Genomic DNA, 24,032 nt, shown 5'->3' with positions numbered 1-24,032 from the left:
TAGCTTTGGCTGCTTTGCAAACTTTTATATCAAAAATGTATAATTAAGAAGAATTAAACTCTCTCCGTAATAAGTGGAGAGAGTTTCCCTTGTTTTCATACGAAAGTAACAGCAATTACATAGAGGTGAAGGAAATGGAATTAGTAGAAATTAGACAGGAATTAGAGAAAATGGCTAAGCGATTAGCGGCTTTTAGGGGGTCTCTTTGACCTCCCTACTAAGGAGAACCAAATTGCAGAATTAGAAGAAAAAATGATGGGCGCAGGATTTTGGGATGACCAACAAGGCGCACAAGTTGTAATTAATGAAGCGAATGCGTTAAAAGATATGGTTGGAAGTTTCCGTCAGTTAGATGAGACGTTCGAAAATTTAGAAGTAACGCATGAGCTTTTAAAAGAAGAATATGATGAAGATTTACATGAGGAATTAGAATCAGAAGTAAAAGGCTTAATTCAAGAAATGAATGAGTATGAGCTTCAGTTACTATTAAGTGATCCTTATGATAAAAATAATGCGATTTTAGAATTACATCCAGGTGCAGGTGGAACTGAGTCACAAGACTGGGGTTCTATGTTATTACGTATGTATACACGTTGGGCTGAAAAACGTGGATTTAAAGTAGAAACGGTTGACTATTTACCAGGTGATGAAGCTGGTATTAAGAGTGTAACTTTATTAATTAAAGGTCATAACGCTTACGGTTACTTAAAAGCAGAGAAAGGTGTACATCGTCTTGTACGTATTTCACCATTCGATTCTTCAGGTCGTCGTCATACATCATTTGTATCTTGTGAAGTTGTACCAGAGTTCAATGATGAAGTTGAAATCGAAGTACGTACAGAAGATTTAAAAATTGATACGTACCGTGCAAGTGGAGCGGGTGGGCAGCACGTAAATACGACAGATTCAGCAGTTCGTATTACACATACACCGACAAATACAGTTGTAACGTGTCAGTCAGAGCGTTCACAAATTAAAAACCGTGAGCATGCGATGAAGATGTTAAAAGCGAAATTATATCAAAAGAAACTAGAAGAGCAACAGGCACAATTAGATGAAATCCGTGGGGAACAAAAAGAAATCGGATGGGGTAGCCAAATCCGTTCTTACGTATTCCACCCGTATTCTCTTGTAAAAGACCACCGTACAAATACGGAGGTTGGTAACGTACAAGCAGTTATGGATGGAGAGATTGATCCATTTATTGATGCTTACTTACGTTCTCGCATCTAATAAGCGAAAAAAAGCCAACAAAATTGTTGGCGCATGCTGAGGATATAGAGGATATAAGGCATTTGATTTTATTTTTATAGATGAAGTAAAGAGGAAGAGAAGTTGGAAACGACAACTTCTCTTTTTGATGGGATTATATGTAGATTACAATGCTGTATATTGTTTTGTAAAAAGTAGAGAATAGTAAAATAGAGCGGTAATAGGGTGAAGATTTATATAGAACTTTTCTAATTTTCCTTTTAAAAAGGATTCTTTATAGAAGTTTTTTAAGTTGTTCACAGAATTGAAACAACTTATGAAAGCTTTATTTTATCAAGGTTCTCACTGTATTTTTGAGGAATATGAAATACACCTTAGTTTTTCTATATAAAGATAATGCTTATAATGAAAATGAGTGTGTTAGGAATAAAAAGAATATCAACAATGGGGAGCGATAGAAGTGAAAAAGAAATTGTTGGCTATTGCGCTAGGGACATCGGTTGTTTTTACTTTAGGAGCATGCGGAAATAAAGAAGAGAGTAAGTCTTCGAAACAGTCTGCAAGCACAGACAGCGCAGAACAAATTTTCCAAAGAAGTTGTGCTGGATGTCACGCAACAGATTTATCAGGGGCAACTGGACCTGATTTAAGAAAAGTGGGCGGTAAGTACGACGCCGCAGATATCGAAGAGATTATTAAAAAAGGCCGCGGTTCAATGTCACCAGGACTTATTCAAGGTGAAGATGCGAAAAAAGTATCTGAATGGTTAGCAGAACATAAATAAAAAAGGTGAAATGGACGAGTTGATAATATATTCAACTCGTTTTCCTTTTTCTGGAATGTAACATAACTGTAACAAAAATGTATCCAAATTGGAAACCGTTTGATGTTACAATGGGGTTTGTAGAATTTTGCTGAAATATATTACATAGAGTGGTATTGCTTATGAGAAAGCATAAGTAAACTACCTTCAACAAGGATGAATAAGTGAAAATGAAGGATGTCTTTTATTTTCAGATGTACAGAAAAGTATTTCGAAAAAAATCATTAAGTATTGGGTGATAAATAATGATAAAAATGACGAATGTTTATAAGGAGTACCCGAATGGTATGAAAGCCATTGCTGGTCTTACAGTTAACATTAAACAAGGTGAATTCGTATACGTAGTTGGACCGAGTGGAGCCGGAAAATCTACATTTATTAAAATGATGTATCGTGAAGAGAAACCATCTACAGGATCTATTAATGTAAATGGACTTACTATCGAAACATTGGCAGAAAGAGACGTTCCGTATTTTCGTCGTCAATTAGGCGTAATTTTCCAAGATTTTAAATTGCTACCTAAATTAACGGTATATGAGAATGTTGCGTTTGCTTTAGAAGTAATTGAAGAAGAACCGGATGCAATTCGTGAGCGTGTAACAGAAGTTCTAGGTCTTGTAGGCCTTGAAGATCGTGCAGACGCACTTCCAAGTGAGCTTTCGGGCGGGGAGCAACAACGTGTGGCTATTGCAAGAGCAATTGTAAATAGACCAAAGGTTGTAATTGCCGATGAGCCAACAGGTAACTTAGATATTGAAACAGCTCTTGATATTATGAATATTTTTACTCGCATTAATGAGCGCGGCACAACGATCGTTATGGCGACGCATAATGCAGATATCGTAAATACAATCCGTCATCGTGTAATCGCGATTGAAGGCGGAAAAATTGTTCGAGATGAGATTGAGGGAGGATACGGATATGAAGGCTAAGACCCTTAGTCGACATTTGCGAGAAGGTGTAAAGAATCTATCACGTAACGGATGGATGACATTTGCTTCTGTTAGTGCAGTAACAGTTACATTATTACTTGTAGGTGTCTTTTTAACAGCGATTATGAATATGAACCATTTTGCGACGAAAGTAGAGCAAGATGTAGAGATTCGTGTACACATTGATCCAGCTGCAAAAGAAGCGGATCAAAAGAAATTAGAAGAAGATATGAGTAAGATTGCAAAAGTAGATTCTATTAAATATTCTTCTAAAGAAGAAGAGTTAAAACGTTTAATTAAAAGCTTAGGTGATAGTGGAAAAACGTTTGAGTTATTTGAACAAGATAACCCACTTAAAAACGTATTCGTTGTAAAAGCAAAAGAACCAACAGATACAGCGACAATCGCGAAGAAAGTTGAAAAAATGCAGTTTGTCAGTAATGTTCAGTACGGAAAAGGGCAAGTTGAACGATTATTTGATACTGTAAAAACTGGTCGTAACATTGGGATTGCGTTAATTGCTGGTCTTTTATTCACAGCGATGTTCTTAATCTCTAATACAATTAAAATTACAATTTATGCTCGTAGTACAGAAATTGAAATTATGAAACTTGTTGGTGCAACAAACTGGTTTATTCGTTGGCCATTCTTGCTAGAGGGATTATTCTTAGGAGTATTAGGATCAATTATTCCAATTGGCCTAATTCTAGTTACGTATAATTCGTTGCAAGGTGTGTTTAACGAAAAACTTGGCGGAACAATTTTCGAGCTTCTACCATACAGTCCTTTCGTATTCCAATTAGCTGGTTTACTAGTGTTAATCGGTGCTTTAATCGGTATGTGGGGAAGTGTAATGTCAATTCGTCGCTTCTTAAAAGTATAAAAAGTTGCAAACATAATTCGTACAAGCTTATCATATAGTAGAAATAGGTAAAGGCATCACACACTGTGTGATGCCTTTTGCTACACCACCTGTGTGTTTTGGAAAGGGGAATTCCGCATTGAAACGTAGAGTTGCAATTATTGGAATGGTTGTTGCATTTTTAATTGGTGCTGGCGGAATGTTTGCAGGCATGTCTGTATTTGGGGTTACCCCAGCAGAAGTAACGCAAACAATTTCGAGTGGGAATGCTAGCACTGCGCAAGGGAATTTGGCAAAAATTAATGAGGCGTATGCACTAATTGATTCACGTTATGTGGAAGACGTGAAAGATGAAAAGTTAGTTGAAGGTGCAATACAAGGTATGTTGTCTACGCTGAAGGACCCTTATTCCACGTATATGGATAAAGAAACAGCCAAACAGTTTAGTGAATCGCTTGATCCTGAATTAGAGGGGATTGGGGCTGAGGTGAACAAGACGGACGATAAGCTTATTATCGTATCGCCAATTAAAGGTTCACCAGCAGAAAAGATAGGAATTAAACCGAATGACCAAATTTTATCTGTAGATGGAAACAGTGTGAAAGACTTATCACGTGAAGAAGCGGTATTAAAAATTCGTGGTAAAAAGGGAACGACTGTCGCAATTGAAATTAAACGTGCGGGAGTAACTGATCCGATTGTATTTAAAATTAAGCGTGAAAAGATTCCAATCTTTACAGTGTTTAGTTCTGTGAAGCAAGAGAGTGGAAAAGATATCGGTTATATGCAAATCACTTCTTTTGCTGAGAATACAGCGAAGGAATTTAAGGATCAGTTAAAAGAGTTAGAGAAGAAAAATATAAAAGGCTTAGTTATTGACGTGCGTGGTAATCCTGGTGGCTATTTAAATAGTGTAGAAGATATACTAGGGGAAATTATGACGAATAAAAAGCCAATGCTACAAGTAGAGCAACGAAATGGTGAGAAGAAGAAATTCTCTACGGAACTGAAAGAGAGAAAACCATATCCAATTTCAGTATTAATTGATAATGGAAGTGCTTCTGCTTCAGAGATTTTAGCGGGTGCGCTGAAAGAAGGAGAAGGATACGATTTAATTGGTGAAAAAACATTTGGTAAAGGTACTGTCCAGCAAGCTGTTCCATTTAAAGACGGCAGCAACATTAAATTAACAATGTTTAAATGGTTAACACCGGATGGGAACTGGATTCATAAAAAAGGAATCGCACCAACAGTAGAAGTGAAGCAACCAAATTATTATCATGCGACACCAATTCAAATTGAAAAAACACTTTCATACAATTCAAATGATGTACAAGTAAAACATGCTCAAGAAATGCTTAAGAGCTTAGGGTATGTACCAGGTCGTGAAGATGGATACTTTAGTAAAGAGACAGAATCGGCGCTGAAAGCATTCCAAAATGCGAATGAGATGGAAGCGACAGGACAGCTTGATAAAAAGACAGCTGAAGCGATTCAAACTAAAATTATCGAAAAAATCCGTTCTGGAGAAAATGATTTACAATTACAGTCAGCATTAAAGTTAATGGCAAAATAAGAAGAAATACAGGCAGTTTGCTGCCTGTATTTTTTTGTGTTAAACAAACGTTTGTTTAGTTGTGATAATATAAAAAGAAAGAATGATATAAATGGTGGTGAATGAGTTCGTGGAGGCGTGGATTTTTGAAATAATGCGGGCAGTTGGACGTTTTTTCTTACACCCTGCTGTCTATATATTTGTAATAAGTAGTATCTTCGTTGGATACTTACGTATGTTAAGAGAACGAAAGGATTTTTCTTTTAAAGTTTATGATATTTGGTTTGAACTGCGAACCTCTCTATTTGCAGGGATTGGATACGGATTAGTAGTATCTATTATTACGATTGGGCTTGGACTTGTTGTTTCTAAAGCAAGCTTATGGGCTATTTTAATTTGGACATTACTATTTGGATTAACGGCTATGTATCGATATTTATCGGCAGCTTATACATTTAGCATTGCGATTGTATGTGTTCTATTACCTTCTAAGCTACCAGTTTCCTTCTTACAGCTTCGAGAAGGTGAAGAGAATACCATCGTATCCCTTGCTATTTTACTAGGCGTTATGCTTATTGTAGAAGGTTTATTGATTTCTAAAAACGCGGTAGGATACTCTACACCGAAGATTAGGAAGGGGAAGCGTGGATTAAAGATTGGTTTACACGAATCAAAGCGTTTATGGATCGTTCCTATTTTTATTCTTGTACCGGGTGATGCGGTAACGCAGTTTATTTCATGGTGGCCTGTCGTTTCAATAGGTTCAAATACATATTCTCTATTCCTCGTTCCATTTTTAATTGGATTTATGAGAAAGATTAAAAGTTATGAGCCGACGGAAGCTTTATTATTTACAGGAAGACGTGTTTATGGATTAGCAGGACTTGTGCTCGTTTTAGGAATCGCAAGTTACTGGTGGCACGTACTTGCAATTATCGCGATGGGAGTCGCGATGCTTGGGCGTTTCACAATTTCGATGCAAGAGAAAATTGCCGATGAAACAAGACCAGCGTATTTTGCTGCACGCAATGATGGGCTCGTTGTACTAGATACAATTCCAAATACAATTGGAGCAGAGCTGAAATTACTGCCTGGAGAAATTATTACGAAAGTAAATGGAGTCATTCCAAAAAGCGCCGAGGAATTTTATGATGCGCTTCAAACGAAGACGACAGGAGCATTTTGTAAATTAGAAGTATTAGATACAAATGGTGAGCTTCGTCTTGCACAAACTGCATTATATGCTGGTGGACATCACGAATTAGGTATTGTATTCGTTGAACAGGAGCATGAGTGGGATTCAGAAGCGATGTAATAGAAGGAATGGTATCACCTTGTGGTGGTACCTTTTTTGTTTTTTTTGGGGGAGGGTAGTTAGTAAATGAAATTTATATCGGCGATTTTGCAAATATATCAGCGTAAATCGAAATATATCGGCGATTATTCGAATATATCGACTTTCCGGCCAAAAACGACAGCTATCGCAAAGCTTATTTTCAGTTTCATAGACGGATAACTTGAATAATTATTTGATAATGGTTATCATTTAGGGAGTCTTTTTAATTTTGGAAAATGGAGGTAAGATATGCTGCGTAAATTTTTCTCGTACTATAAACCGTATAAAGGTTTATTTATACTCGACTTTTCTTGTGCGGTTGTCGCAGGATTATTAGAACTCGGCTTCCCGCTTATCGTAAATCAATTTATTGATAAGTTATTGCCAGGGCAAAACTGGACGCTTATTTTATGGGCTTGTTTCGGTTTACTCGCAGTTTATATGTTAAATGCAGGCTTACAATATGTCGTTACATATTGGGGACATATGCTTGGTGTTAACATTGAAACAGATATGAGGCAGAAATTATTTGATCATATTCAAAAGCTATCATTCAGATTTTTTGATAATAATAAAACAGGTCATTTAATTTCGCGCCTTACAAACGATTTAATGGAAATTGGGGAAATTGCTCACCATGGACCAGAAGATTTATTTATCGCCGTAATGACTTTAGTTGGGGCATTCTCATTTATGATGATGATCAACTGGAAGTTAGCGTTATTAACGTTCTTCGTCATTCCATTCCTATTATGGTTAGCACTTTACTTCAATAAAAAAATGACAGGTACATTTAGACGTTTATTCTCAGACGTTGCTGATTTCAATGCATGTATTGAGAACAACGTTGGTGGTATTCGCGTTGTACAAGCATTCGGAAATGAAAAGTTTGAGAAAGAGCAATTCGCTGTGAACAACGCTCGTTTCCGTACAACGAAATTAATGGCGTATAAAATTATGGCTTTAAATTCATCGATTAGTTATATGCTCATGCGTCTCGTAACGCTCTTCGTATTAATATGCGGTACATGGTTTGTTCTGCAAGGAGAATTAACATACGGTGGATTTATCGGATTCGTTCTATTAACGAATATTTTCTTCCGTCCAATTGAAAAAATTAACGCGGTAATCGAAAGCTATCCGAAAGGAATCGCTGGTTTTAAAAGGTATGTAGAGCTTCTTGAAACAGAGCCTGACATTGTAGACTCTAAAGATGCAATGGAAGTTAAACAGGTACATGGTGATATTCAATATAACAACATTACGTTCGGATATGAAAATAAAGAACCGATTTTAAATGATATTAGTTTGAACATACATGCAGGTGAAACGGTTGCGTTCGTTGGACCATCAGGAGCAGGGAAAACGACGTTATGTAGCCTGTTACCACGTTTTTATGAGCAATCATCTGGATCAATTCAAATTGATGGTATTGATACGAAAGATATGACATTATCTTCACTTCGTAAGCAAATTGGAATTGTGCAGCAAGATGTGTTCTTATTCTCAGGAACAATTCGTGAAAATATTGCTTACGGGAACTTAAAGGCGTCAGAAGCTGAAATTTGGCAGGCAGTAAAACGTGCGCAGTTAGAAGACTTAATTTACTCACAACCAGACGGTTTAGATACTGTTATCGGTGAGCGTGGTGTAAAACTTTCTGGTGGACAGAAGCAGCGTCTAGCAATTGCTCGTATGTTCTTGAAAAACCCGCCAATTTTAATACTAGATGAAGCTACTTCCGCACTAGATACTGAGACGGAACTTGCAATTCAAAAATCACTTGCTGAATTAGCAGCTGGCCGTACAACGTTAGTTATCGCTCACAGACTTGCAACGATTAAAAATGCAGATCGAATTGTCGTTGTAAATAAAGACGGTATTGCAGAACAAGGTTCACATGATGAATTAATTGAGCAAGGCGGAGGATACAGTAGGTTATACGAAGCTCAGTTTAGTTCGTAAATATAATTTGTACTGAATTAGTGCACCATAAGTAGGTAAAAATCTCATATGGGAGGCTATAGAGTATGATTGTAACAACAACGTCTACAATTCAAGGAAAAGAAATTATTGAGTATATCGATATCGTCAATGGAGAAGCGATTATGGGCGCGAATATCGTTCGTGACCTCTTCGCTTCTGTCCGTGACGTTGTCGGCGGTCGTGCGGGTGCTTATGAAAGTAAATTAAAAGAAGCACGTGACATCGCAATGGAAGAGATGAAAACTTTCGCAAGACAAAAAAATGCAAATGCAATTGTTGGTATCGACGTGGATTACGAGGTAGTTCGCGAAGGGATGCTAATGGTTGCTGTGAGCGGGACTGCTGTTCGTATATAAAGTGAAACTTTAATCAGTGGGGGTGTTTGTTCCCCACTGATTATTAGTTGAACCAATCGGGCATTTACGGGCAGTTGGTCTCCCATCTACCTTCTTTGCCTTAACCGAATTTTGAGGTGGGAGTCTTACTGCCCGTTAATGCGGGATAAAGTAAAAAGCCGTGCTGATGCATGGCTTTTTACTTTATATGTCGAAGTTTCAATATTTCTTGGGAAATGCGGAAGGTCCCGTCGATATATAGGGAAGACATTAGAGCGCTTCTTTACATTTCCGTATTTGAACTAATAATGTTTCGTATTCTTGGTTGAGAGATGTGATGTCATCGTGATGATTTTGTATGGAAACTCGGCCAATGATTTCTGTTAGTTTTGTTTGTAATCGTAATAGTTCTTGTTCAGTAACGTTTACAGAATCCCCCGTTGTTCTTTTTGTGTATTGTTCGTAATTACCGTGGAATACCCTTGGTTCACTCTCGTCTACTTGTAGAATATGGTCTGCAACAGAGCGAATAAAGGCACGATCATGGCTAATGAAAAGTATTGTACCAGGGTATTCTTGTAACATGATTTCTAATTCTTCTTGCGTCGCTAAGTCTAAATAGTTTGTCAAACTTATTTCAGCTTGTGATTTTTGAATTCGTTATTATAAACTTGTGCCTTAGCTATCGCCTCAGCATCATTTTGAATTTCATCTAACCCATTCGCATCTCCAATAACATAACCTTCAAATGAAGAACCAACAAAATCAAAGATATATTGGAATTGAGCAATAAGCGGTAATGCTTTTAGCTTTGGATTATCCCCGCCAACGATGACAACATACATCTTTTTATCTTTCATTTTCTCTTTGAAATGAAGAGATGTATCGCGCAAGCTTTGTGACCAGCGATCAACAAAGTTTTTCATATGTCCACTCATTCCGTACCAATATAATGGTGTAGCAAAGATAATTGTGTCGTGCTCTAACATGCGTTTCGTTAACTGCTCGTAGTCATCATTTACAGGTTGGAATCCTTCTGCATCATGACGCTTATCTGTAATAGGATAGACTGTGTGATCACGTAAATAAATTTGTTCTGTTTCAATTCCATCAATCATCATATGTGTTAAAGCTTCCGTATTTCCGTTTTGTCTTGAACTGCCATGTATAACAAACATGTAATCATCCCTTTTCTTTTGCTTGTTTTAGGAGTGAAACGTGTTTTTGCAAATTCGTTTGGATGTTGGAAAGTAATGTGATTTGCTTTGTTACTTCATTGAGTTTATCTTCGTAAAGCGTAAGGATACTGCTGCACGGATTGTCGTACAGGTGCGGTTCAATTTCAAGGCAGCGCAGCATCCTTGCCGTCTCTTCTAAATTTAAGCCAATTTGTAAGTACATTTGAATAAGCTCCACTTTTCCGATGGCACTTTCATCAAAATCACGGTAGCCATTTGCGAGGCGCTTAGAAGGGAGTAATCCCTTTTCTTCGTAATGTCTTAGTGATCTTTCACTAACGCCAGTTTCTTTTGATAATTCTCCAATTCGCAATGTGTTTCACTCCTTTTACATGTATTGTAAACCTTCACACTAATGTGAAGGTCAATGCTGTTTTTTCGCAAAAGAATTTACATGATTTAAGAACACTTGAATGGCTTTAGAGGGAATGAAATATTTGCCGCGCACGATGGAGAACGGACGGATTAGTTGTTCATTTGGAACCTCGATGTGGAATAGTTCTTTTGCTAGTAGCTCTTTCCGTACAGTCCAATCAGAAAGTATAGCGATGCCAAGACCGGCGGCGACGGCTTCCTTCACACTTTGAATACTGCTAAATGTAAAGAATCGCTTCATTTTTAAATGGTGTTGATGAATAAATCGATCGCTATAAGCACGTGTACCAGAACCACTTTCTCTTAATACCCATACTTGGTCTTGGAGTGTGCTTTCATTTATTTCCTTTGTGCGGAGCAATGGATGATTTGGCGGAACGACGAGCTTCATTTCATCTTGCATAAATGTTTCAACGTTAACATCAGCGTATACGACTTGCCCTTCCACTAAGCCGATATCAATTTGATTAGAGCGAAGACTTTGCAAAACTTCTTCTGTATTTGAGATAAAGGTATGCACTTCGACGCGTGGATTTTCATTCGCATAGTTAGCGAGTATTTTTGGAAGTAAGTATTCGCCAATTGTAAAACTAGCACCGATGCGAAGTGTTCCTGTTACAACGTTATGTAGTTCATTAATTTCTTGCTTAGCATCTTCGTAAAGAGAGAGCATTTGCTTTGCATGTATATATAATATGTTTCCAGCTTCCGTAACTTGGACATGCTTCGGGGAGCGTTGAATAAGTGTAGTGCCAAATTCGTTTTCTAAGTTGCGTATATGCATACTTACTCCGGGCTGTGAAAGGTTTAATAATTCTGCTGCACGGGAGAAGTGTTTCTGTTCAACGACAGTAACAAAAATTTTTAAAATGTCTACGTTCATATAATGGGCTCCTTTCTTTTCTATCATCTTATCATAAGTATTTCTGATGATAGAGATTTGGTATTGGTATTAAACTTATTATAGAAACTCTCTTATAATGTAAGTAGAAAGAACATGCATGTTCCAATACGATTGTTGGGGTGGTACAAGGTGGAACAAACACTTGTTATACAAAAGAAGAAGGGCTTTGGATTTTCGCAAGGAATTGGGATTACATTATTAATCGCAATTGCCGCGAAATATTTAGCAGAGCTTCCATTTTTAAATATTATGGGACAATTAGTAATTGCTATTCTAATTGGGATGGTTTGGCGCGCTGCAATTGGAGTTCCTCATGATGCGATTGCAGGAACGAACTTTGCGAGTAAGAAGTTACTGCGCTTTGGGATCATCTTACTTGGAATGCGATTAAATCTTGTTGATATTGCGAAGGCGGGGCCGAAAGTATTGGTCATCGCGGCGGTTGTTATTACATTTACTATTTTTGTTGTATACGGACTAACGAAAGTATTTAAAGTAGAAAAGAAACTTGGGATTTTAACAGCATGCGGTACGGCAATTTGCGGCGCGGCCGCGGTCGTGGCAATTGCACCGCAAGTGAAAGCAAAAGATGACGAAACAGCAGTTGGAGCGGCGATCATTGCAATTTTAGGTACAATATTTACGCTTATTTATACGTTATTATATCCAGTGCTTGGCCTATCTCCATACGGATATGGAGTGTTCTCAGGGGCGACACTGCATGAAATTGCTCACGTAATTGCGGCTGCGGCGCCAGGAGGAAGCACGGCTGTAGATATCGCAGTTATCGTGAAACTAACGCGCGTTGCAATGCTTGTACCAGTAGCGATTTTAATCGGATTATGGTTTGGTAAGAGTGAAGGTAGCGAGGAAAAAAGATCATGGCGCGACCTTCCAATTCCGTGGTTCATCTTCGGGTTTTTAGCAATGAGTGCAGTGCATTCGCTTGGGATTATTCCAGAAGTTGTTGCGGGATACATTGTTGTCGTTGCTTATATGCTAATCGCAATGGCGATGGCAGGGCTCGGTTTAAATGTAGAGTTTAAAACTTTTCGTAAATTAGGAAGTAAAGCATTCGTGGCAGGGCTGATTGGCTCGGTTTGCTTATCGGTTCTTGGATACGTTCTTGTATGGGGATTAGGATTTATATAAGCATAAGAAAGAAGCTGTTCCAAAAGATATTTTGGGGCAGCTTCTTTCTTATGCTTATGGTGTTACTGATGTCGATATATTTGGGAAATCGCCGATATAAATGGAGTTGCGCTGATATATTTGCAAAATCGCCGATATATTTTAAGTTGCGCTGATATAAATTGAATTACTCTTGTACTTTGTTAGAGAAGATATGCAGTGAAATGTTTTTCTAAAATTTGTAAAGATATCTTTACTTGTAACTGGAAAATATTTATAATTTAAGTAAAGATATCTTTACTTTTGAAGGTGGATCCTATGGGTGTGAAAAATAAAATAAAAGAGTTAAGAAAGCAAAATCATATAACACAAGTTGAAATGGCAAAGGCGATGCAGGTGACGCGGCAGACGATAGTGGCGATTGAAAATCATCATTACAATCCGAGTCTAGAGTTATCCTTAAAAATCGCCAAGTATTTTGGAGTGAAGGTGGAGGAAATCTTTACGCTGGAGTAAGGGGAGAGAAATGGTAGGAAAACGAGCATAGCGATAGGGGGAATAAAAAATGCAGGATGAGTTTGAGAGATTTCAGTCAGATAAAGCGTTTAAATATGTAGGGTTATTTTTTACGATTAGTTTAGCGATATGGAGTTTATATAATTTAATTGTTGATGGAAATGCTGGTATGCCGTTTGTTTTATTTGTACTAGGGCAGTGGGTGTATTTTCTTGTGAACTATTGGCCGAAGTGGAAATATAGAAATCGAAAAGAGGCTGATCATGTATGAGTAAGAGAGAGGTCATGAGATTCGTAGGGAGTTTGCTTGTAGCAGGAATTCTTTTAAATACGAGTTTAATGATTTTAAGTATTTCGTGGGGAACTATTTTTATATCGAATGTAGCGCTAGTCATTTTATATGGAATTTCGGAATATAAAGAGCAGAAGCGTTTGAAAGAAGAGGGAGTACCATCGATTGATGAGCGAGTTGTGAACAAGATGAAGTCATATTTTATGATTTGTATTACAAGCTTCGTTTTCTTGTTCATTATGTATCTTTGTGTAAATAAGTATTTAGATAGGCAAGCAGTACATGTAACTGAGCTATTATATATTGCTATTTTTGGTGTATTAATAAGTATCGCATCAACGAGCGTGTTAGCAACAAAGAATAATAGATAGAAAAAGGGGAACTGGGATGGGATTACCGGTGTTATGTGTCGCTACAGCTATATTTGCGCTTCTTTGGGGAATGCAAAATTTTTCTCGTAATCCAGTGCCGAGTATTTGTATTATGATTGGTACTGTAGGTTTATCGTATTATTTATTATTATTAGCCCATTATCATAAAACGGCAACGAGTGTTGTTGTTGGAGCACTTATTTTATTTTGTGGGCGCGCCATACAAAAGGGGTTATTTCCATAAAAGCTGTTTATACACTTTGTATAAACAGCTTTTTGTATTTTTTTTACAAAACACTTGAAAGTTACGTAACGTCATCTTCTATAATGAGGGGGAAGAGGTGATGGTAGTGATTTCAATACAAGAATTGACGAGAGAAACAGGGGTTACAGTACGTACACTACGTTATTATGATCAAATAGATTTATTAAAGCCGAGCGGAAAAACAGAGGGTGGGCATCGGTTATATAGTGAAAATGACGTTATTCGTTTGCAACAAATTTTATTTTTAAAAGAAATGGGATTTTCATTAAAAGAAGTTGCGAATATGTTAGTAAAAGGTGAGCTGGATTTGAAAAAATCACTTGAAAACCAACTTCGATTTGTACAAGAAGAGCAAAAGAAGTTCAATCGAATGGAGCGTGTTTTACAAGCGGTTGTTTATTCGGTAGATGTAGAGGGAGAACTTGATTGGAAAGTTATGTTTGAACTTATTCAGCTTTCAAAACAGTCTCCTCGTATACGTGAAATATTTCAAAATGAAGTATTTTCAAAGGAAGAACAAAAGTTGCTTCATAATTTGCCGAATATGAGTGAGGAAGATCCGAATGTTTTAGAATGGGTAGATTTATTAAAGCAATTACGTATTTTTATGAAAGAGGGTAAAGAAGCCACTAGTGATGAAGTACAAAGGGCAATGAAGAGATTAATGCAGAAGTGTTTAGAAATGGCTAATGGTGACGAAGCGTTTTTAGATAAGTTATGGGAAGTTAGAAAATCAAAGGAAGATTCACAGAAAATGAGCATGTATCCAATTGAAGAAGAGTTTTTATTATATATGGATGAAGCTTTTCGTATTTATGATGAAAGGGAGAAGGATAAATGAGCATACTCGCAGAATATCGTTGGTATTTTTTAATTGGAGCAGAGATCGTATTTTGGTTATCGGCTATCGGTTTCTTTTTACTCCGTTACGGATTCCGTTTGAAGAAGGCGAGCTTTATTATGGGGATTGTACTCCTCGTAAATGAAGTGTTTATTTTAACATTAGGGGCAGTGGACTATTATCAAACAGGAAAGTTCTCTAATTTTCAAATCATTACTGTAATTATTTTACTGTATGCGGTTTTCTACGGGAAAAAGGATTTGAAGAAGCTTGATATATTTGCGCAAAAGCTAGTTGCGAAATGGCGTAATGAACCGGCGCCTATTATTGAAGAACAGGTAGAATTAACAGGTATGGCCTATGCAAAGCAGGAAATAAAAAATTGGGTATTACATCTTGTTTTATTCGTTGGTGTGCACATATTCTTTTTCTTCGCGTATGGATTTATTCCATTTGAACAATGGGGTAATTGGTTAGAATCGGGAATCGTTTTAAATAAAGCTGCAAGTCGCGTGAGCCAAGTGTGGGCAATTATATTTTTAGTTGATACAGCGATTTCATTTTCATATGTGGTTTTTCCGAAGAAGGAGAAAGGAAAAGAAAAGCTACTTTCATAGTTGAAAGTAGCTTTTCTGGTATACAAATAATTTTTATAGGAGAGGATGACAATAGAAAAAAGAACCAGCTTTATATGTCTATTTCTCTTTAGTTTAGTAGCATGCTCATCATCTAACACTACAATTGATAAGAAGAACGATGTCATTGTAAAGGGAACCAGGATTTCCAATCTAGATAAATTTGAAAATTTCGTTTTGAATGTCGAACAAAGGGAAGTTGATAAAATAAGAATTGTACAGTATACCCTTGAAGGGGACCCGATTTTTCAAACGTTAGAGTATAGTGGGAACGATATATTTTATGTTTCAGATAATAGAAAAGACAAATTTGCTGGGAAGGATAAAGGGTTACATAAAGATAGTTGTAAAAGTATTGTTAAAGAGCAGCGCGAATCAGAAAGTACTTATCGGTTAATAGATTGTACGAATGAAGCTGGGCGCAATGGATATGACTTAGTATATGTACCTAAAAAATAGAATTAGTAGAGGAAGGAAGTATTTACTCCTTCCTTTTTCTATGTGTATATTGTCGAAAACTTTACCGAATATCTGTTCGTTTTTTTAGGTTTTTTATAGGCATTCGTGGTAAAATAATAATACAGATTTTTATGAGGAGGTCGGATTTTACTTGGAACATCAATTTGAAATTATATCAGCGTATTCCCCGCAAGGTGATCAGCCGGTAGCTATAGAGAAGCTTGTAGAGGGAATTAATAGTGGAAAGAAAAAGCAAGTGTTGCTTGGAGCGACAGGAACGGGTAAGACATTTACGATTTCAAATGTCATTAAAGAAGTGCAAAAGCCAACACTTGTTATGGCTCACAATAAAACGTTAGCAGGACAGTTATATAGTGAGTTGAAAGACTTTTTCCCGAATAATGCAGTTGAGTATTTTGTTAGTTATTACGATTATTATCAGCCGGAAGCGTATGTACCACAAACAGATACGTTTATTGAAAAGGACGCGCAGATTAATGATGAAATTGATAAATTGCGTCACTCGGCAACGTCTGCATTATTTGAACGGGACGATGTAATTATCGTTGCGAGTGTATCGTGTATATATGGTTTAGGTTCTCCTGAAGAATATCGCGAGTTAGTTGTATCACTTCGAGTTGGTATGGAGAAGGACCGCAATCAATTGCTTCGTGAACTTGTTGATGTACAGTATGGACGTAATGATATTGATTTCAAGCGTGGTACATTCCGTGTGCGCGGAGATGTAGTTGAAATCTTCCCAGCATCACTTGATGAGCATTGTATTCGAATTGAATTTTTCGGCGATGAAATTGATCGTATCCGTGAAGTAAATGCGTTAACAGGTGAAGTATTAGCAGAACGTGATCATGTAGCAATCTTCCCAGCATCTCACTTCGTTACACGTGAAGAGAAAATGAAGGTCGCTATTGAAAATATTGAAAAAGAATTAGAAGAGCGTTTAAAGGATTTAAATGATAACGGTAAGTTGCTAGAAGCACAGCGTATAGAGCAACGTACACGTTATGATTTAGAAATGATGCGCGAGATGGGCTTTTGTTCAGGGATTGAAAACTATTCCCGTCATTTAACACTTCGTCCAGCGGGTGCAACACCGTATACGTTATTGGACTATTTCCCGGAAGATTTCTTAATTGTTATGGATGAGTCGCACGTATCAGTGCCACAAGTAAGAGCGATGTATAACGGGGACCAAGCACGTAAGCAAGTGCTTGTGGATCATGGATTCCGTCTGCCGTCAGCTTTAGATAATAGACCGCTCATGTTTGATGAGTTTGAGGAGAAAACAAATCAAGTTATTTACGTTTCGGCGACGCCAGGACCGTACGAGTTAGAGCAGTCACCAGAAGTAATAGAACAAATTATTCGTCCAACAGGGCTTTTAGATCCACCAATCGATATACGACCTATTGAAGGGCAAATTGACGATTTATTAGGAGAGATTCAAGATCGTATTGCAAAAAATGAACGTGTATTAATTACGACTTTAACGAAGAAAATGTCAGAGGATTTAACGGACTACTTAAAAGATGTAGGAATTAAAGTTAACTATCTTCACTCTGAAATTAAAACGTTAGAACGTATTGAAATTATCCGCGATCTTCGCCTCGGTAAGTTTGATGTACTGGTCGGTATTAACTTATTACGAGAAGGATTAGATATTCCAGAAGTATCACTTGTAGCGATTTTAGATGCTGATAAGGAAGGGTTCTTACGTTCAGAGCGCTCATTAATTCAAACAATTGGTCGTGCCGCGCGTAATGAAAACGGCCGCGTTATTATGTACGCAGATCGTATAACAAGATCAATGGGAATTGCAATTGAAGAAACGCAGCGTCGTCGTACTATACAAGAAGCCTACAATAAAGAGCATGGTATTACGCCGAAAACGATTCAAAAAGGCGTACGTGATGTAATCCGTGCAACGACAACTGCTGAAGAGACAGAAACATACGAAGCAACTCCTGCTAAGAAAATGACGAAAAAAGAGCGTGAAAAGACAATTGCGAAGATGGAAGCAGAGATGAAAGAAGCAGCAAAAGCGTTAGACTTCGAGCGTGCAGCTGAACTAAGAGATTTACTATTAGAATTAAAAGCGGAAGGGTGAAAAGAGTGAGTAAGAGCAAGGATTTTATCGTTGTAAAAGGTGCTAGAGCACATAACTTAAAAAATATTGATGTAACCATTCCGAGAAATCAGCTTGTCGTTGTAACGGGATTGTCTGGTTCGGGGAAATCATCATTAGCATTTGATACGATTTATGCAGAAGGGCAGCGCAGATACGTAGAATCGTTATCTGCGTATGCGCGCCAGTTTTTAGGACAAATGGATAAGCCGGATGTAGATACGATTGAAGGATTGTCACCAGCGATTTCAATCGATCAAAAAACGACGAGTCGTAATCCACGTTCAACTGTCGGAACGGTAACGGAGATTTATGATTATTTACGTTTATTATTTGCGCGAATTGGTACGCCAATTTGTCCAAATCATGGGATTGAAATTACATCACAAACAGTAGAGCAGATGGTAGACCGTGTTCTTGAATATCCTGAACGTACGAAATTACAAGTGTTAGCTCCTATCGTTTCTGGGCGTAAAGGTGCACATGTGAAAGTACTTGAAGATATTAAGAAGCAAGGATATGTTCGTGTACGTGTTGATGGTGAAATGCTTGATGTGTCTGAAGAGATTACGTTAGATAAAAATAAGAAGCATTCTATTGAAGTTGTAATTGACCGTATTGTTGTAAAAGAAGGAATCGCAAGCCGTCTTGCTGATTCACTTGAAAGTGCATTAAAGCTTGGCGGAGGCCGAGTGTTAATCGATGTAATGGGAGAAGAGGAACTTCTATTTAGTGAACATCATGCTTGTCCGCATTGTGGTTTTTCAATCGGAGAATTAGAGCCGCGTATGTTCTCATTCAACAGTCCGTTTGGAGCATGTCCTTCTTGTGATGGACTTGGTTCAAAGCTAGAGGTAGATTTAGAGCTTGTTATCCCGAACTGGGATTTATCATTAAATGAACATGCGATTGCACCTTGGGAACCGACAAGTTCACAATACTATCCACAACTTTTACAATCTGTATGTAATCACTACGGCGTTGATATGGATATGCCTGTGAAAGATATACCGAAAGATTTATTTGATAAAGTGTTGTACGGAAGCGGGGAAGAGAAGGTTTATTTCCGCTATGTAAATGAATTCGGTCAAGTAAAGGAAAATGAGATTTTATTTGAAGGTGTTATTCCAAACATTGAACGTCGTTATCGTGAAACGAGTTCTGATTACATTCGTGAGCAAATGGAAAAGTATATGGCAGAACAAGCTTGTCCGAAGTGTAAAGGCGGCCGCTTAAAGCCTGAAAGCTTAGCTGTTTTTGTTGGTGATAAAACGATTGCTGACGTAACGAAGTATTCAGTTCAAGAAGTACAAGAATTTTTCTCGAATGTAGAGCTAACGGAGAAGCAACAAAAAATAGCTCATTTAATTTTAAGAGAAATTCAGGAGCGCGTTGGATTCTTAGTGAACGTTGGTTTAGATTATTTAACGCTAAGTCGTGCGGCTGGTACGTTATCAGGTGGTGAGGCGCAGCGTATTCGCTTAGCGACGCAAATTGGTTCTCGTCTAACTGGCGTACTTTATATTCTTGATGAGCCTTCAATTGGTTTACACCAGCGCGATAACGATCGTCTTATTCGTACATTGCAAGAAATGCGCGATTTAGGTAATACATTAATCGTTGTTGAGCATGATGAAGATACGATGATGGCTGCTGATTATTTACTTGATATCGGACCAGGTGCAGGTATTCACGGTGGGCAAGTTGTATCGGCAGGGACACCAGCTGAAGTGATGCAAGATGATAATTCGTTAACAGGAAAATATTTAAGCGGTAAAGAGTTTATTCCAGTTCCACTTGAAAGACGTAAAGGTGACGGACGTAAAGTGGAGATTGTCGGCGCAAAAGAGAATAACTTAAAGAATGCAAAAATGTCATTCCCACTCGGTACGTTTGTAGCGGTAACAGGTGTATCTGGATCAGGTAAAAGTACGATGATTAATGAAGTACTATATAAATCGTTAGCGCAAAAGTTATATAAAGCGAAAGCGAAGCCAGGTACTCATAAAGAGATTAAAGGTCTTGAACATTTAGATAAAGTAATTGATATTGATCAATCGCCAATTGGTCGTACACCACGTTCTAATCCAGCGACGTACACAGGTGTATTCGATGATATTCGTGATGTGTTTGCACAAACGAACGAAGCTAAAGTGCGCGGATATCAAAAAGGACGTTTCAGCTTTAACGTAAAAGGTGGCCGTTGTGAAGCGTGCCGTGGTGATGGAATTATTAAAATCGAAATGCATTTCTTACCAGATGTGTATGTTCCGTGTGAAGTTTGTCACGGTAAACGATATAATCGTGAAACGTTAGAAGTGAAATATAAAGATAAGAATATTTCTGAAGTGTTAGGGATGACAATTGAAGATGGAGTAGAATTCTTCGCCAATATTCCTAAAATTAAGCGTAAACTTCAAACGCTTGTAGATGTTGGGCTTGGTTATATGAAATTGGGTCAACCAGCAACAACATTATCTGGTGGGGAAGCACAGCGTGTGAAATTAGCTTCTGAATTACACCGTCGTTCTACAGGTCGTACGTTATATATTTTAGATGAGCCAACGACTGGGTTGCATGCGCATGATATTGCACGTCTTCTAGAAGTGCTGCAACGTCTTGTTGAGAGTGGTGAGACGGTACTTGTAATTGAACATAATTTAGATGTGATAAAAACAGCGGATTATATCGTTGACCTTGGACCAGAGGGCGGAGACAAAGGTGGACAAATCGTTGCTTCCGGAACGCCAGAGCAAGTAGTGAAAGAAGAGCGCTCGTATACAGGTAAGTATTTAAAAGAGATTTTAAATCGTGATAAAGCAAGAATGAAAGAGAAAATAAAAGAAGTAGAGTTGTCGCAATAAGTTTATTGATGAAAACCGAGTGGAAATGACGCTCGGTTTTTATTGTATAGGGGGAGAAGATGGAGTTTTTAGAGGTGTTAAGAAAGAAAAATATGAAGGTAAGAGAATTTCAAAGTTGGGGTGTATATTTTCGAAAGCGCTGGGAGGATCACTTTGCAAATCATTTAAGTGATAAAGAAAAAGAAGATATTTTTCTTCATGGAGATAGGTATGCATGTGGTTATCTATGGCACATATTTAGTTATGAGAAAAAGAAGTGTTTAGAGGGTAAAGAAGCGGAAAACGAGTTTCATGATGAAGTGAAAAAGGATTGCTACATTTTCTACCAACACTGTGATGAGGTACTGTTAATAAAGGATGCGAGTTTGTTACATATGGATGATATATTGTGTGAGACAGAAGATGCGTATAAAGGTGATATCTATATCGTAGATAAAGATTTCACTTGGACCTTTGTAAAAACTCATGAACATAGGTGGTGTGGTCCTTATTTTGCGAGGAAGTGTTAGTAGGTATACAAGCATGAAAGATAGAATAAGTTGATATAAGTGTTTGTATCATACTTGCGTTTATTATCTATTAGCGTATGATGAAATATATATGTTTAAAAGGATGTGTAACGAAATGAGATGGATTGTATCACTTCTTGTAAATAGCGTTGTGTTAATCGCTGTATCGGGGCTTTTAAAAGGGATTGCACCAGATGCATTTTACGTAGCAAATATACAAACTGCAATTATTGCGAGTATTATATTGGCGGTTTTAAATGTGTTCGTAAAGCCGTTTTTAATTTTAATTACGCTACCAATTACTGTTGTAACTTTCGGCTTCTTCTTAATTGTTATTAATGCGATTACGTTAAAAATAGCAGATTCATTATTAGGAGATGCTTTTAATATATCAGGATTTGGTGTAGCGATTGTTGCGGCAATTTGTATTTCAATTTTTAATATGATTATTGAGAAGGCAATTGTGGAACCTCTATATGAAAAAAAGAGAAAATGACAAAAAGAAAAACATTTCATTATTCGTATGAAATGTTTTTTTCTATTTATTAGAAACCGTATTTCTTGTTTCCAGAAAAAAATGGTACAATATCCGGTAGAATGGAATTTTACATCAAACGAGACTGAACCCGCAGCGGAGTGGAGGTTTATACATATGCCAAAAGTAAGGACAAAAGATTTAATTGAACAATTTCAATTGGAGTTAATAAGTGGTGAGGAAGGAATTCATCGTCCGATTGATACAAGTGATTTATCACGACCTGGAATTGAAATGGCAGGATTCTTTACATATTATCCAGCTGATCGCGTGCAGCTTCTTGGAAAAACGGAGCTTACGTTCTTTGATACGTTAACAACAGAGCAAAAACAAGAGAGAATGAAAGCGCTTTGTACCGAGGAGACGCCATGTATTATTATAACTCGTAATCAAGATGTACCAGATGAGTTATTACAAGCATCACGTGAATCAGGCATGCCTTTATTACGTTCTTCTCAAACGACAACGAGATTATCAAGTCGTTTAACTAATTATTTAGAAGGTAAGCTAGCACCAACAACTGCTGTTCATGGTGTATTAGTAGATATTTACGGTGTTGGTGTTTTAATTACAGGTCAAAGTGGTGTTGGTAAAAGTGAGACAGCTCTTGAACTTGTGAAGCGTGGTCACCGCCTTGTTGCGGATGATAGTGTAGAAATTCGCCAAGAAGATGAAGACACATTAGTAGGAAGCTCACCAGATTTAATTGAGCATTTATTAGAAATTCGTGGTCTAGGTATCATTAACGTTATGACGTTATTCGGTGCAGGGGCAGTGCGAAATTATAAGCGTATTACACTTGTTATTAATCTTGAAATTTGGGATCAAAAGAAAAACTATGATCGCTTAGGTCTTGATGAAGAGAAGATGAAAATTATTGATACAGAACTTACGAAGATTACACTTCCAGTTCGTCCTGGTCGAAACTTGGCTGTTATTATTGAAGTAGCAGCGATGAACTTCCGTTTAAAGCGTATGGGAGTCAATGCAGCACAGCAGTTCTCAGAACGATTAATGAGTGCGATTGAGTTAGGGAATCAGGAGTAAACATTGGAGAGGGAGGTCATACATATGCTGTTAGGTTCTGTACCGCAGCTTGACCGCGTAGCTGTCCAACTTGGGCCGTTTCCTGTTTATTGGTACGGGATTATTATCGGTACAGGTGTGCTATTAGGTCTTTGGCTAGCAACTCGCGAGGGAGAAAGGCTAGGTATTCCAAAAGATACATTTGTTGACCTTGTATTAATTGCAGTACCGATCGCTATTCTATTTGCGAGAATGTACTATGTTATTTTTGAATGGGAATATTACGCGCAAAACCCGAGTCAAATTATTAATATTCGTCAAGGTGGCTTGGCGATTCATGGTGGTTTAATCGGAGCGGTTATAACAGGGATTCTTTTTGCAAAGCGACGCGGGGTTTCATTCTGGAAGTTGGCGGATATTGCTGCACCAAGTATTTTATTAGGACAAGCAATTGGCCGATGGGGAAACTTTATGAACCAAGAGGCGCATGGTGATGAAGTAACGAGACAGTTTTTAGAAGGTCTTCATTTACCAGATTTCATTATTAATCAAATGTATATTGAGGGTGTGTACTATCATCCGACGTTTTTATATGAATCATTATGGAATTTTGCAGGTGTAATTTTACTACTTGCATTAAGAAAAGTGAATTTACGCCGTGGGGAATTATTCTTCACATATTTAATTTGGTATTCAGTAGGACGCTTCTTCGTAGAAGGCTTACGTACAGATAGTTTAATGCTAGGACCACTTCGTATTGCACAAGTAATGTCAATTGGACTTGTTGTTATTTCTATTATTTTCATTATTGTGAGACGAAAAATGGGGCAAGCTGATAAAAGATATTCGGAAAATTAGAGAAAAGTAGCATCTTATTATAAGAT

General features: G+C 37.5%; 27 protein-coding genes. 23 read left to right on the top strand and 4 right to left on the bottom strand.

What is annotated here, in order from left to right; all coding sequences use genetic code 11:
* Positions 1-134: 134 nt before the first annotated feature.
* From prfB to AC1Q51_RS16480, 9 genes are all read left to right on the top strand, one after another.
* Positions 135-1,233 (top strand): peptide chain release factor 2 gene (gene prfB, locus AC1Q51_RS16520; protein ID WP_096001455.1). Its coding sequence is split into 2 segments (ribosomal slippage): positions 135-206 and positions 208-1,233, totalling 1,098 coding nucleotides; the frame shifts between segments, so codons are not numbered across the junction.
* A 439-nt stretch (positions 1,234-1,672) separates the two neighbouring features.
* The gene (cccB, locus tag AC1Q51_RS16515; protein ID WP_000727975.1) at positions 1,673-1,996 is read left to right on the top strand and encodes a cytochrome c551; all 324 of its coding nucleotides are present in this window, start codon (positions 1,673-1,675) and stop codon (positions 1,994-1,996) included.
* Positions 1,997-2,280: 284 nt separating this feature from the next.
* On the top strand, positions 2,281-2,967 hold the full coding sequence (gene ftsE, locus AC1Q51_RS16510; protein ID WP_000594319.1) for a cell division ATP-binding protein FtsE: 687 nt from the start codon (positions 2,281-2,283) through the stop codon (positions 2,965-2,967).
* Positions 2,957-3,850, top strand: coding sequence for a permease-like cell division protein FtsX (gene ftsX / locus AC1Q51_RS16505; protein ID WP_000645028.1), 894 nt, complete (start codon positions 2,957-2,959; stop codon positions 3,848-3,850). Before ftsE ends, ftsX begins: the two co-directional genes overlap by 11 nt.
* A gap of 118 nt (positions 3,851-3,968) precedes the next feature.
* Positions 3,969-5,405, top strand: a complete 1,437-nt coding sequence (locus AC1Q51_RS16500; RefSeq protein WP_000830318.1) for a S41 family peptidase — start codon at positions 3,969-3,971, stop codon at positions 5,403-5,405.
* Between the two features lie 91 nt (positions 5,406-5,496).
* Positions 5,497-6,699: a PDZ domain-containing protein gene (locus AC1Q51_RS16495; RefSeq protein WP_098834900.1), complete on the top strand. Its 1,203-nt coding sequence runs from the start codon at positions 5,497-5,499 to the stop codon at positions 6,697-6,699.
* A gap of 66 nt (positions 6,700-6,765) precedes the next feature.
* On the top strand, positions 6,766-6,900 hold the full coding sequence (locus tag AC1Q51_RS16490) for a hypothetical protein (protein ID WP_492331603.1): 135 nt from the start codon (positions 6,766-6,768) through the stop codon (positions 6,898-6,900).
* Positions 6,901-6,969: 69 nt separating this feature from the next.
* Positions 6,970-8,685, top strand: coding sequence for an ABC transporter ATP-binding protein (locus AC1Q51_RS16485; protein WP_071731497.1), 1,716 nt, complete (start codon positions 6,970-6,972; stop codon positions 8,683-8,685).
* 65 nt (positions 8,686-8,750) lie between these two features.
* Positions 8,751-9,062, top strand: coding sequence for a heavy metal-binding domain-containing protein (locus AC1Q51_RS16480; RefSeq protein WP_000637523.1), 312 nt, complete (start codon positions 8,751-8,753; stop codon positions 9,060-9,062).
* A gap of 249 nt (positions 9,063-9,311) precedes the next feature.
* Here AC1Q51_RS16480 and AC1Q51_RS16475 read toward each other — a convergent pair whose 3' ends face one another.
* Genes AC1Q51_RS16475 through AC1Q51_RS16460 form a run of 4 tightly spaced genes read right to left on the bottom strand, consistent with a single transcriptional unit; the run spans position 9,312 to position 11,537 of the window.
* Positions 9,312-9,671, bottom strand: coding sequence for a macrolide transporter (locus tag AC1Q51_RS16475; protein ID WP_090978125.1), 360 nt, complete (start codon positions 9,669-9,671; stop codon positions 9,312-9,314).
* A gap of 2 nt (positions 9,672-9,673) precedes the next feature.
* Positions 9,674-10,219 (bottom strand): flavodoxin family protein, encoded by a 546-nt coding sequence (locus AC1Q51_RS16470; RefSeq protein WP_053563368.1) that lies wholly within the window; start codon positions 10,217-10,219, stop codon positions 9,674-9,676.
* Positions 10,220-10,223: 4 nt separating this feature from the next.
* Positions 10,224-10,592: a MerR family transcriptional regulator gene (locus tag AC1Q51_RS16465; protein ID WP_001219209.1), complete on the bottom strand. Its 369-nt coding sequence runs from the start codon at positions 10,590-10,592 to the stop codon at positions 10,224-10,226.
* 51 nt (positions 10,593-10,643) lie between these two features.
* Positions 10,644-11,537, bottom strand: a complete 894-nt coding sequence (locus AC1Q51_RS16460; RefSeq protein ID WP_001100006.1) for a LysR family transcriptional regulator — start codon at positions 11,535-11,537, stop codon at positions 10,644-10,646.
* Positions 11,538-11,687: 150 nt separating this feature from the next.
* Between AC1Q51_RS16460 and AC1Q51_RS16455 the strand changes: the two genes are divergently transcribed.
* The 14 genes from AC1Q51_RS16455 (at position 11,688) to lgt (ending at position 24,006) form a co-directional block, all read left to right on the top strand.
* Entirely contained in the window at positions 11,688-12,710 is a 1,023-nt protein-coding gene (locus AC1Q51_RS16455) for a YeiH family protein (RefSeq protein ID WP_492331602.1), read from the top strand.
* Positions 12,711-13,007: 297 nt separating this feature from the next.
* The gene (locus tag AC1Q51_RS16450) at positions 13,008-13,205 is read left to right on the top strand and encodes a helix-turn-helix transcriptional regulator (protein WP_000538364.1); all 198 of its coding nucleotides are present in this window, start codon (positions 13,008-13,010) and stop codon (positions 13,203-13,205) included.
* A 49-nt stretch (positions 13,206-13,254) separates the two neighbouring features.
* Positions 13,255-13,476, top strand: a complete 222-nt coding sequence (locus AC1Q51_RS16445; protein ID WP_001150199.1) for a hypothetical protein — start codon at positions 13,255-13,257, stop codon at positions 13,474-13,476.
* Positions 13,473-13,868, top strand: a complete 396-nt coding sequence (locus tag AC1Q51_RS16440; RefSeq protein ID WP_025710206.1) for a hypothetical protein — start codon at positions 13,473-13,475, stop codon at positions 13,866-13,868. Before AC1Q51_RS16445 ends, AC1Q51_RS16440 begins: the two co-directional genes overlap by 4 nt.
* Positions 13,869-13,884: 16 nt before the next feature.
* Positions 13,885-14,112 carry a hypothetical protein gene (locus AC1Q51_RS16435; RefSeq protein ID WP_000524131.1) on the top strand — a complete coding sequence of 76 codons (228 nt, stop codon included), beginning with the start codon at positions 13,885-13,887 and terminating at the stop codon, positions 14,110-14,112.
* 100 nt (positions 14,113-14,212) lie between these two features.
* Positions 14,213-14,974, top strand: a complete 762-nt coding sequence (locus AC1Q51_RS16430) for a MerR family transcriptional regulator (protein WP_139213317.1) — start codon at positions 14,213-14,215, stop codon at positions 14,972-14,974.
* Positions 14,971-15,591 (top strand): hypothetical protein, encoded by a 621-nt coding sequence (locus tag AC1Q51_RS16425; RefSeq protein WP_000025200.1) that lies wholly within the window; start codon positions 14,971-14,973, stop codon positions 15,589-15,591. Before AC1Q51_RS16430 ends, AC1Q51_RS16425 begins: the two co-directional genes overlap by 4 nt.
* A gap of 45 nt (positions 15,592-15,636) precedes the next feature.
* On the top strand, positions 15,637-16,068 hold the full coding sequence (locus AC1Q51_RS16420) for a DUF4362 domain-containing protein (RefSeq protein ID WP_000151278.1): 432 nt from the start codon (positions 15,637-15,639) through the stop codon (positions 16,066-16,068).
* 151 nt (positions 16,069-16,219) lie between these two features.
* Positions 16,220-18,196, top strand: a complete 1,977-nt coding sequence (uvrB, locus tag AC1Q51_RS16415; RefSeq protein WP_000400987.1) for an excinuclease ABC subunit B — start codon at positions 16,220-16,222, stop codon at positions 18,194-18,196.
* Positions 18,197-18,201: 5 nt separating this feature from the next.
* Complete coding sequence (gene uvrA / locus AC1Q51_RS16410) at positions 18,202-21,078, top strand: excinuclease ABC subunit UvrA (RefSeq protein ID WP_000045587.1); 2,877 nt, start codon at positions 18,202-18,204, stop codon at positions 21,076-21,078.
* 59 nt (positions 21,079-21,137) lie between these two features.
* Positions 21,138-21,587: a DUF4275 family protein gene (locus AC1Q51_RS16405; protein ID WP_090978117.1), complete on the top strand. Its 450-nt coding sequence runs from the start codon at positions 21,138-21,140 to the stop codon at positions 21,585-21,587.
* 115 nt (positions 21,588-21,702) lie between these two features.
* On the top strand, positions 21,703-22,083 hold the full coding sequence (locus AC1Q51_RS16400) for a phage holin family protein (protein WP_001267308.1): 381 nt from the start codon (positions 21,703-21,705) through the stop codon (positions 22,081-22,083).
* A 156-nt stretch (positions 22,084-22,239) separates the two neighbouring features.
* Complete coding sequence (hprK, locus tag AC1Q51_RS16395) at positions 22,240-23,169, top strand: HPr(Ser) kinase/phosphatase (protein WP_001127251.1); 930 nt, start codon at positions 22,240-22,242, stop codon at positions 23,167-23,169.
* Between the two features lie 24 nt (positions 23,170-23,193).
* A complete protein-coding gene (gene lgt / locus AC1Q51_RS16390; RefSeq protein WP_000924240.1) occupies positions 23,194-24,006 on the top strand; it encodes a prolipoprotein diacylglyceryl transferase in 813 nt (270 codons plus the stop codon).
* The last annotated feature ends 26 nt before the right edge of the window (positions 24,007-24,032 follow it).

It is taken from the genome of Bacillus sp. MT94 (assembly GCF_058792475.1).
Note: the sequence above shows the minus strand (reverse complement) of the source record. Positions and strands in the feature narration are given on the sequence as shown.

Excerpts from the sequence above, each read along its gene's own strand:
- ftsE (WP_000594319.1), top strand. The coding sequence starts at position 2,281 with ATGATAAAAATGACGAATGTTTATAAGGAGTACCCGAATGGTATGAAA.
- ftsX (WP_000645028.1), top strand. The coding sequence starts at position 2,957 with ATGAAGGCTAAGACCCTTAGTCGACATTTGCGAGAAGGTGTAAAGAAT.
- AC1Q51_RS16495 (WP_098834900.1), top strand. The coding sequence starts at position 5,497 with ATGGTGGTGAATGAGTTCGTGGAGGCGTGGATTTTTGAAATAATGCGG.
- AC1Q51_RS16490 (WP_492331603.1), top strand. The coding sequence starts at position 6,766 with ATGAAATTTATATCGGCGATTTTGCAAATATATCAGCGTAAATCGAAA.
- AC1Q51_RS16485 (WP_071731497.1), top strand. The coding sequence starts at position 6,970 with ATGCTGCGTAAATTTTTCTCGTACTATAAACCGTATAAAGGTTTATTT.
- AC1Q51_RS16480 (WP_000637523.1), top strand. The coding sequence starts at position 8,751 with ATGATTGTAACAACAACGTCTACAATTCAAGGAAAAGAAATTATTGAG.
- AC1Q51_RS16470 (WP_053563368.1), bottom strand. The coding sequence starts at position 10,219 with ATGTTTGTTATACATGGCAGTTCAAGACAAAACGGAAATACGGAAGCT.
- AC1Q51_RS16460 (WP_001100006.1), bottom strand. The coding sequence starts at position 11,537 with ATGAACGTAGACATTTTAAAAATTTTTGTTACTGTCGTTGAACAGAAA.
- AC1Q51_RS16450 (WP_000538364.1), top strand. The coding sequence starts at position 13,008 with ATGGGTGTGAAAAATAAAATAAAAGAGTTAAGAAAGCAAAATCATATA.
- AC1Q51_RS16445 (WP_001150199.1), top strand. The coding sequence starts at position 13,255 with ATGCAGGATGAGTTTGAGAGATTTCAGTCAGATAAAGCGTTTAAATAT.
- AC1Q51_RS16440 (WP_025710206.1), top strand. The coding sequence starts at position 13,473 with ATGAGTAAGAGAGAGGTCATGAGATTCGTAGGGAGTTTGCTTGTAGCA.
- AC1Q51_RS16435 (WP_000524131.1), top strand. The coding sequence starts at position 13,885 with ATGGGATTACCGGTGTTATGTGTCGCTACAGCTATATTTGCGCTTCTT.
- AC1Q51_RS16430 (WP_139213317.1), top strand. The coding sequence starts at position 14,213 with ATGGTAGTGATTTCAATACAAGAATTGACGAGAGAAACAGGGGTTACA.
- AC1Q51_RS16425 (WP_000025200.1), top strand. The coding sequence starts at position 14,971 with ATGAGCATACTCGCAGAATATCGTTGGTATTTTTTAATTGGAGCAGAG.
- AC1Q51_RS16420 (WP_000151278.1), top strand. The coding sequence starts at position 15,637 with ATGACAATAGAAAAAAGAACCAGCTTTATATGTCTATTTCTCTTTAGT.
- AC1Q51_RS16405 (WP_090978117.1), top strand. The coding sequence starts at position 21,138 with ATGGAGTTTTTAGAGGTGTTAAGAAAGAAAAATATGAAGGTAAGAGAA.
- AC1Q51_RS16400 (WP_001267308.1), top strand. The coding sequence starts at position 21,703 with ATGAGATGGATTGTATCACTTCTTGTAAATAGCGTTGTGTTAATCGCT.
- hprK (WP_001127251.1), top strand. The coding sequence starts at position 22,240 with ATGCCAAAAGTAAGGACAAAAGATTTAATTGAACAATTTCAATTGGAG.
- lgt (WP_000924240.1), top strand. The coding sequence starts at position 23,194 with ATGCTGTTAGGTTCTGTACCGCAGCTTGACCGCGTAGCTGTCCAACTT.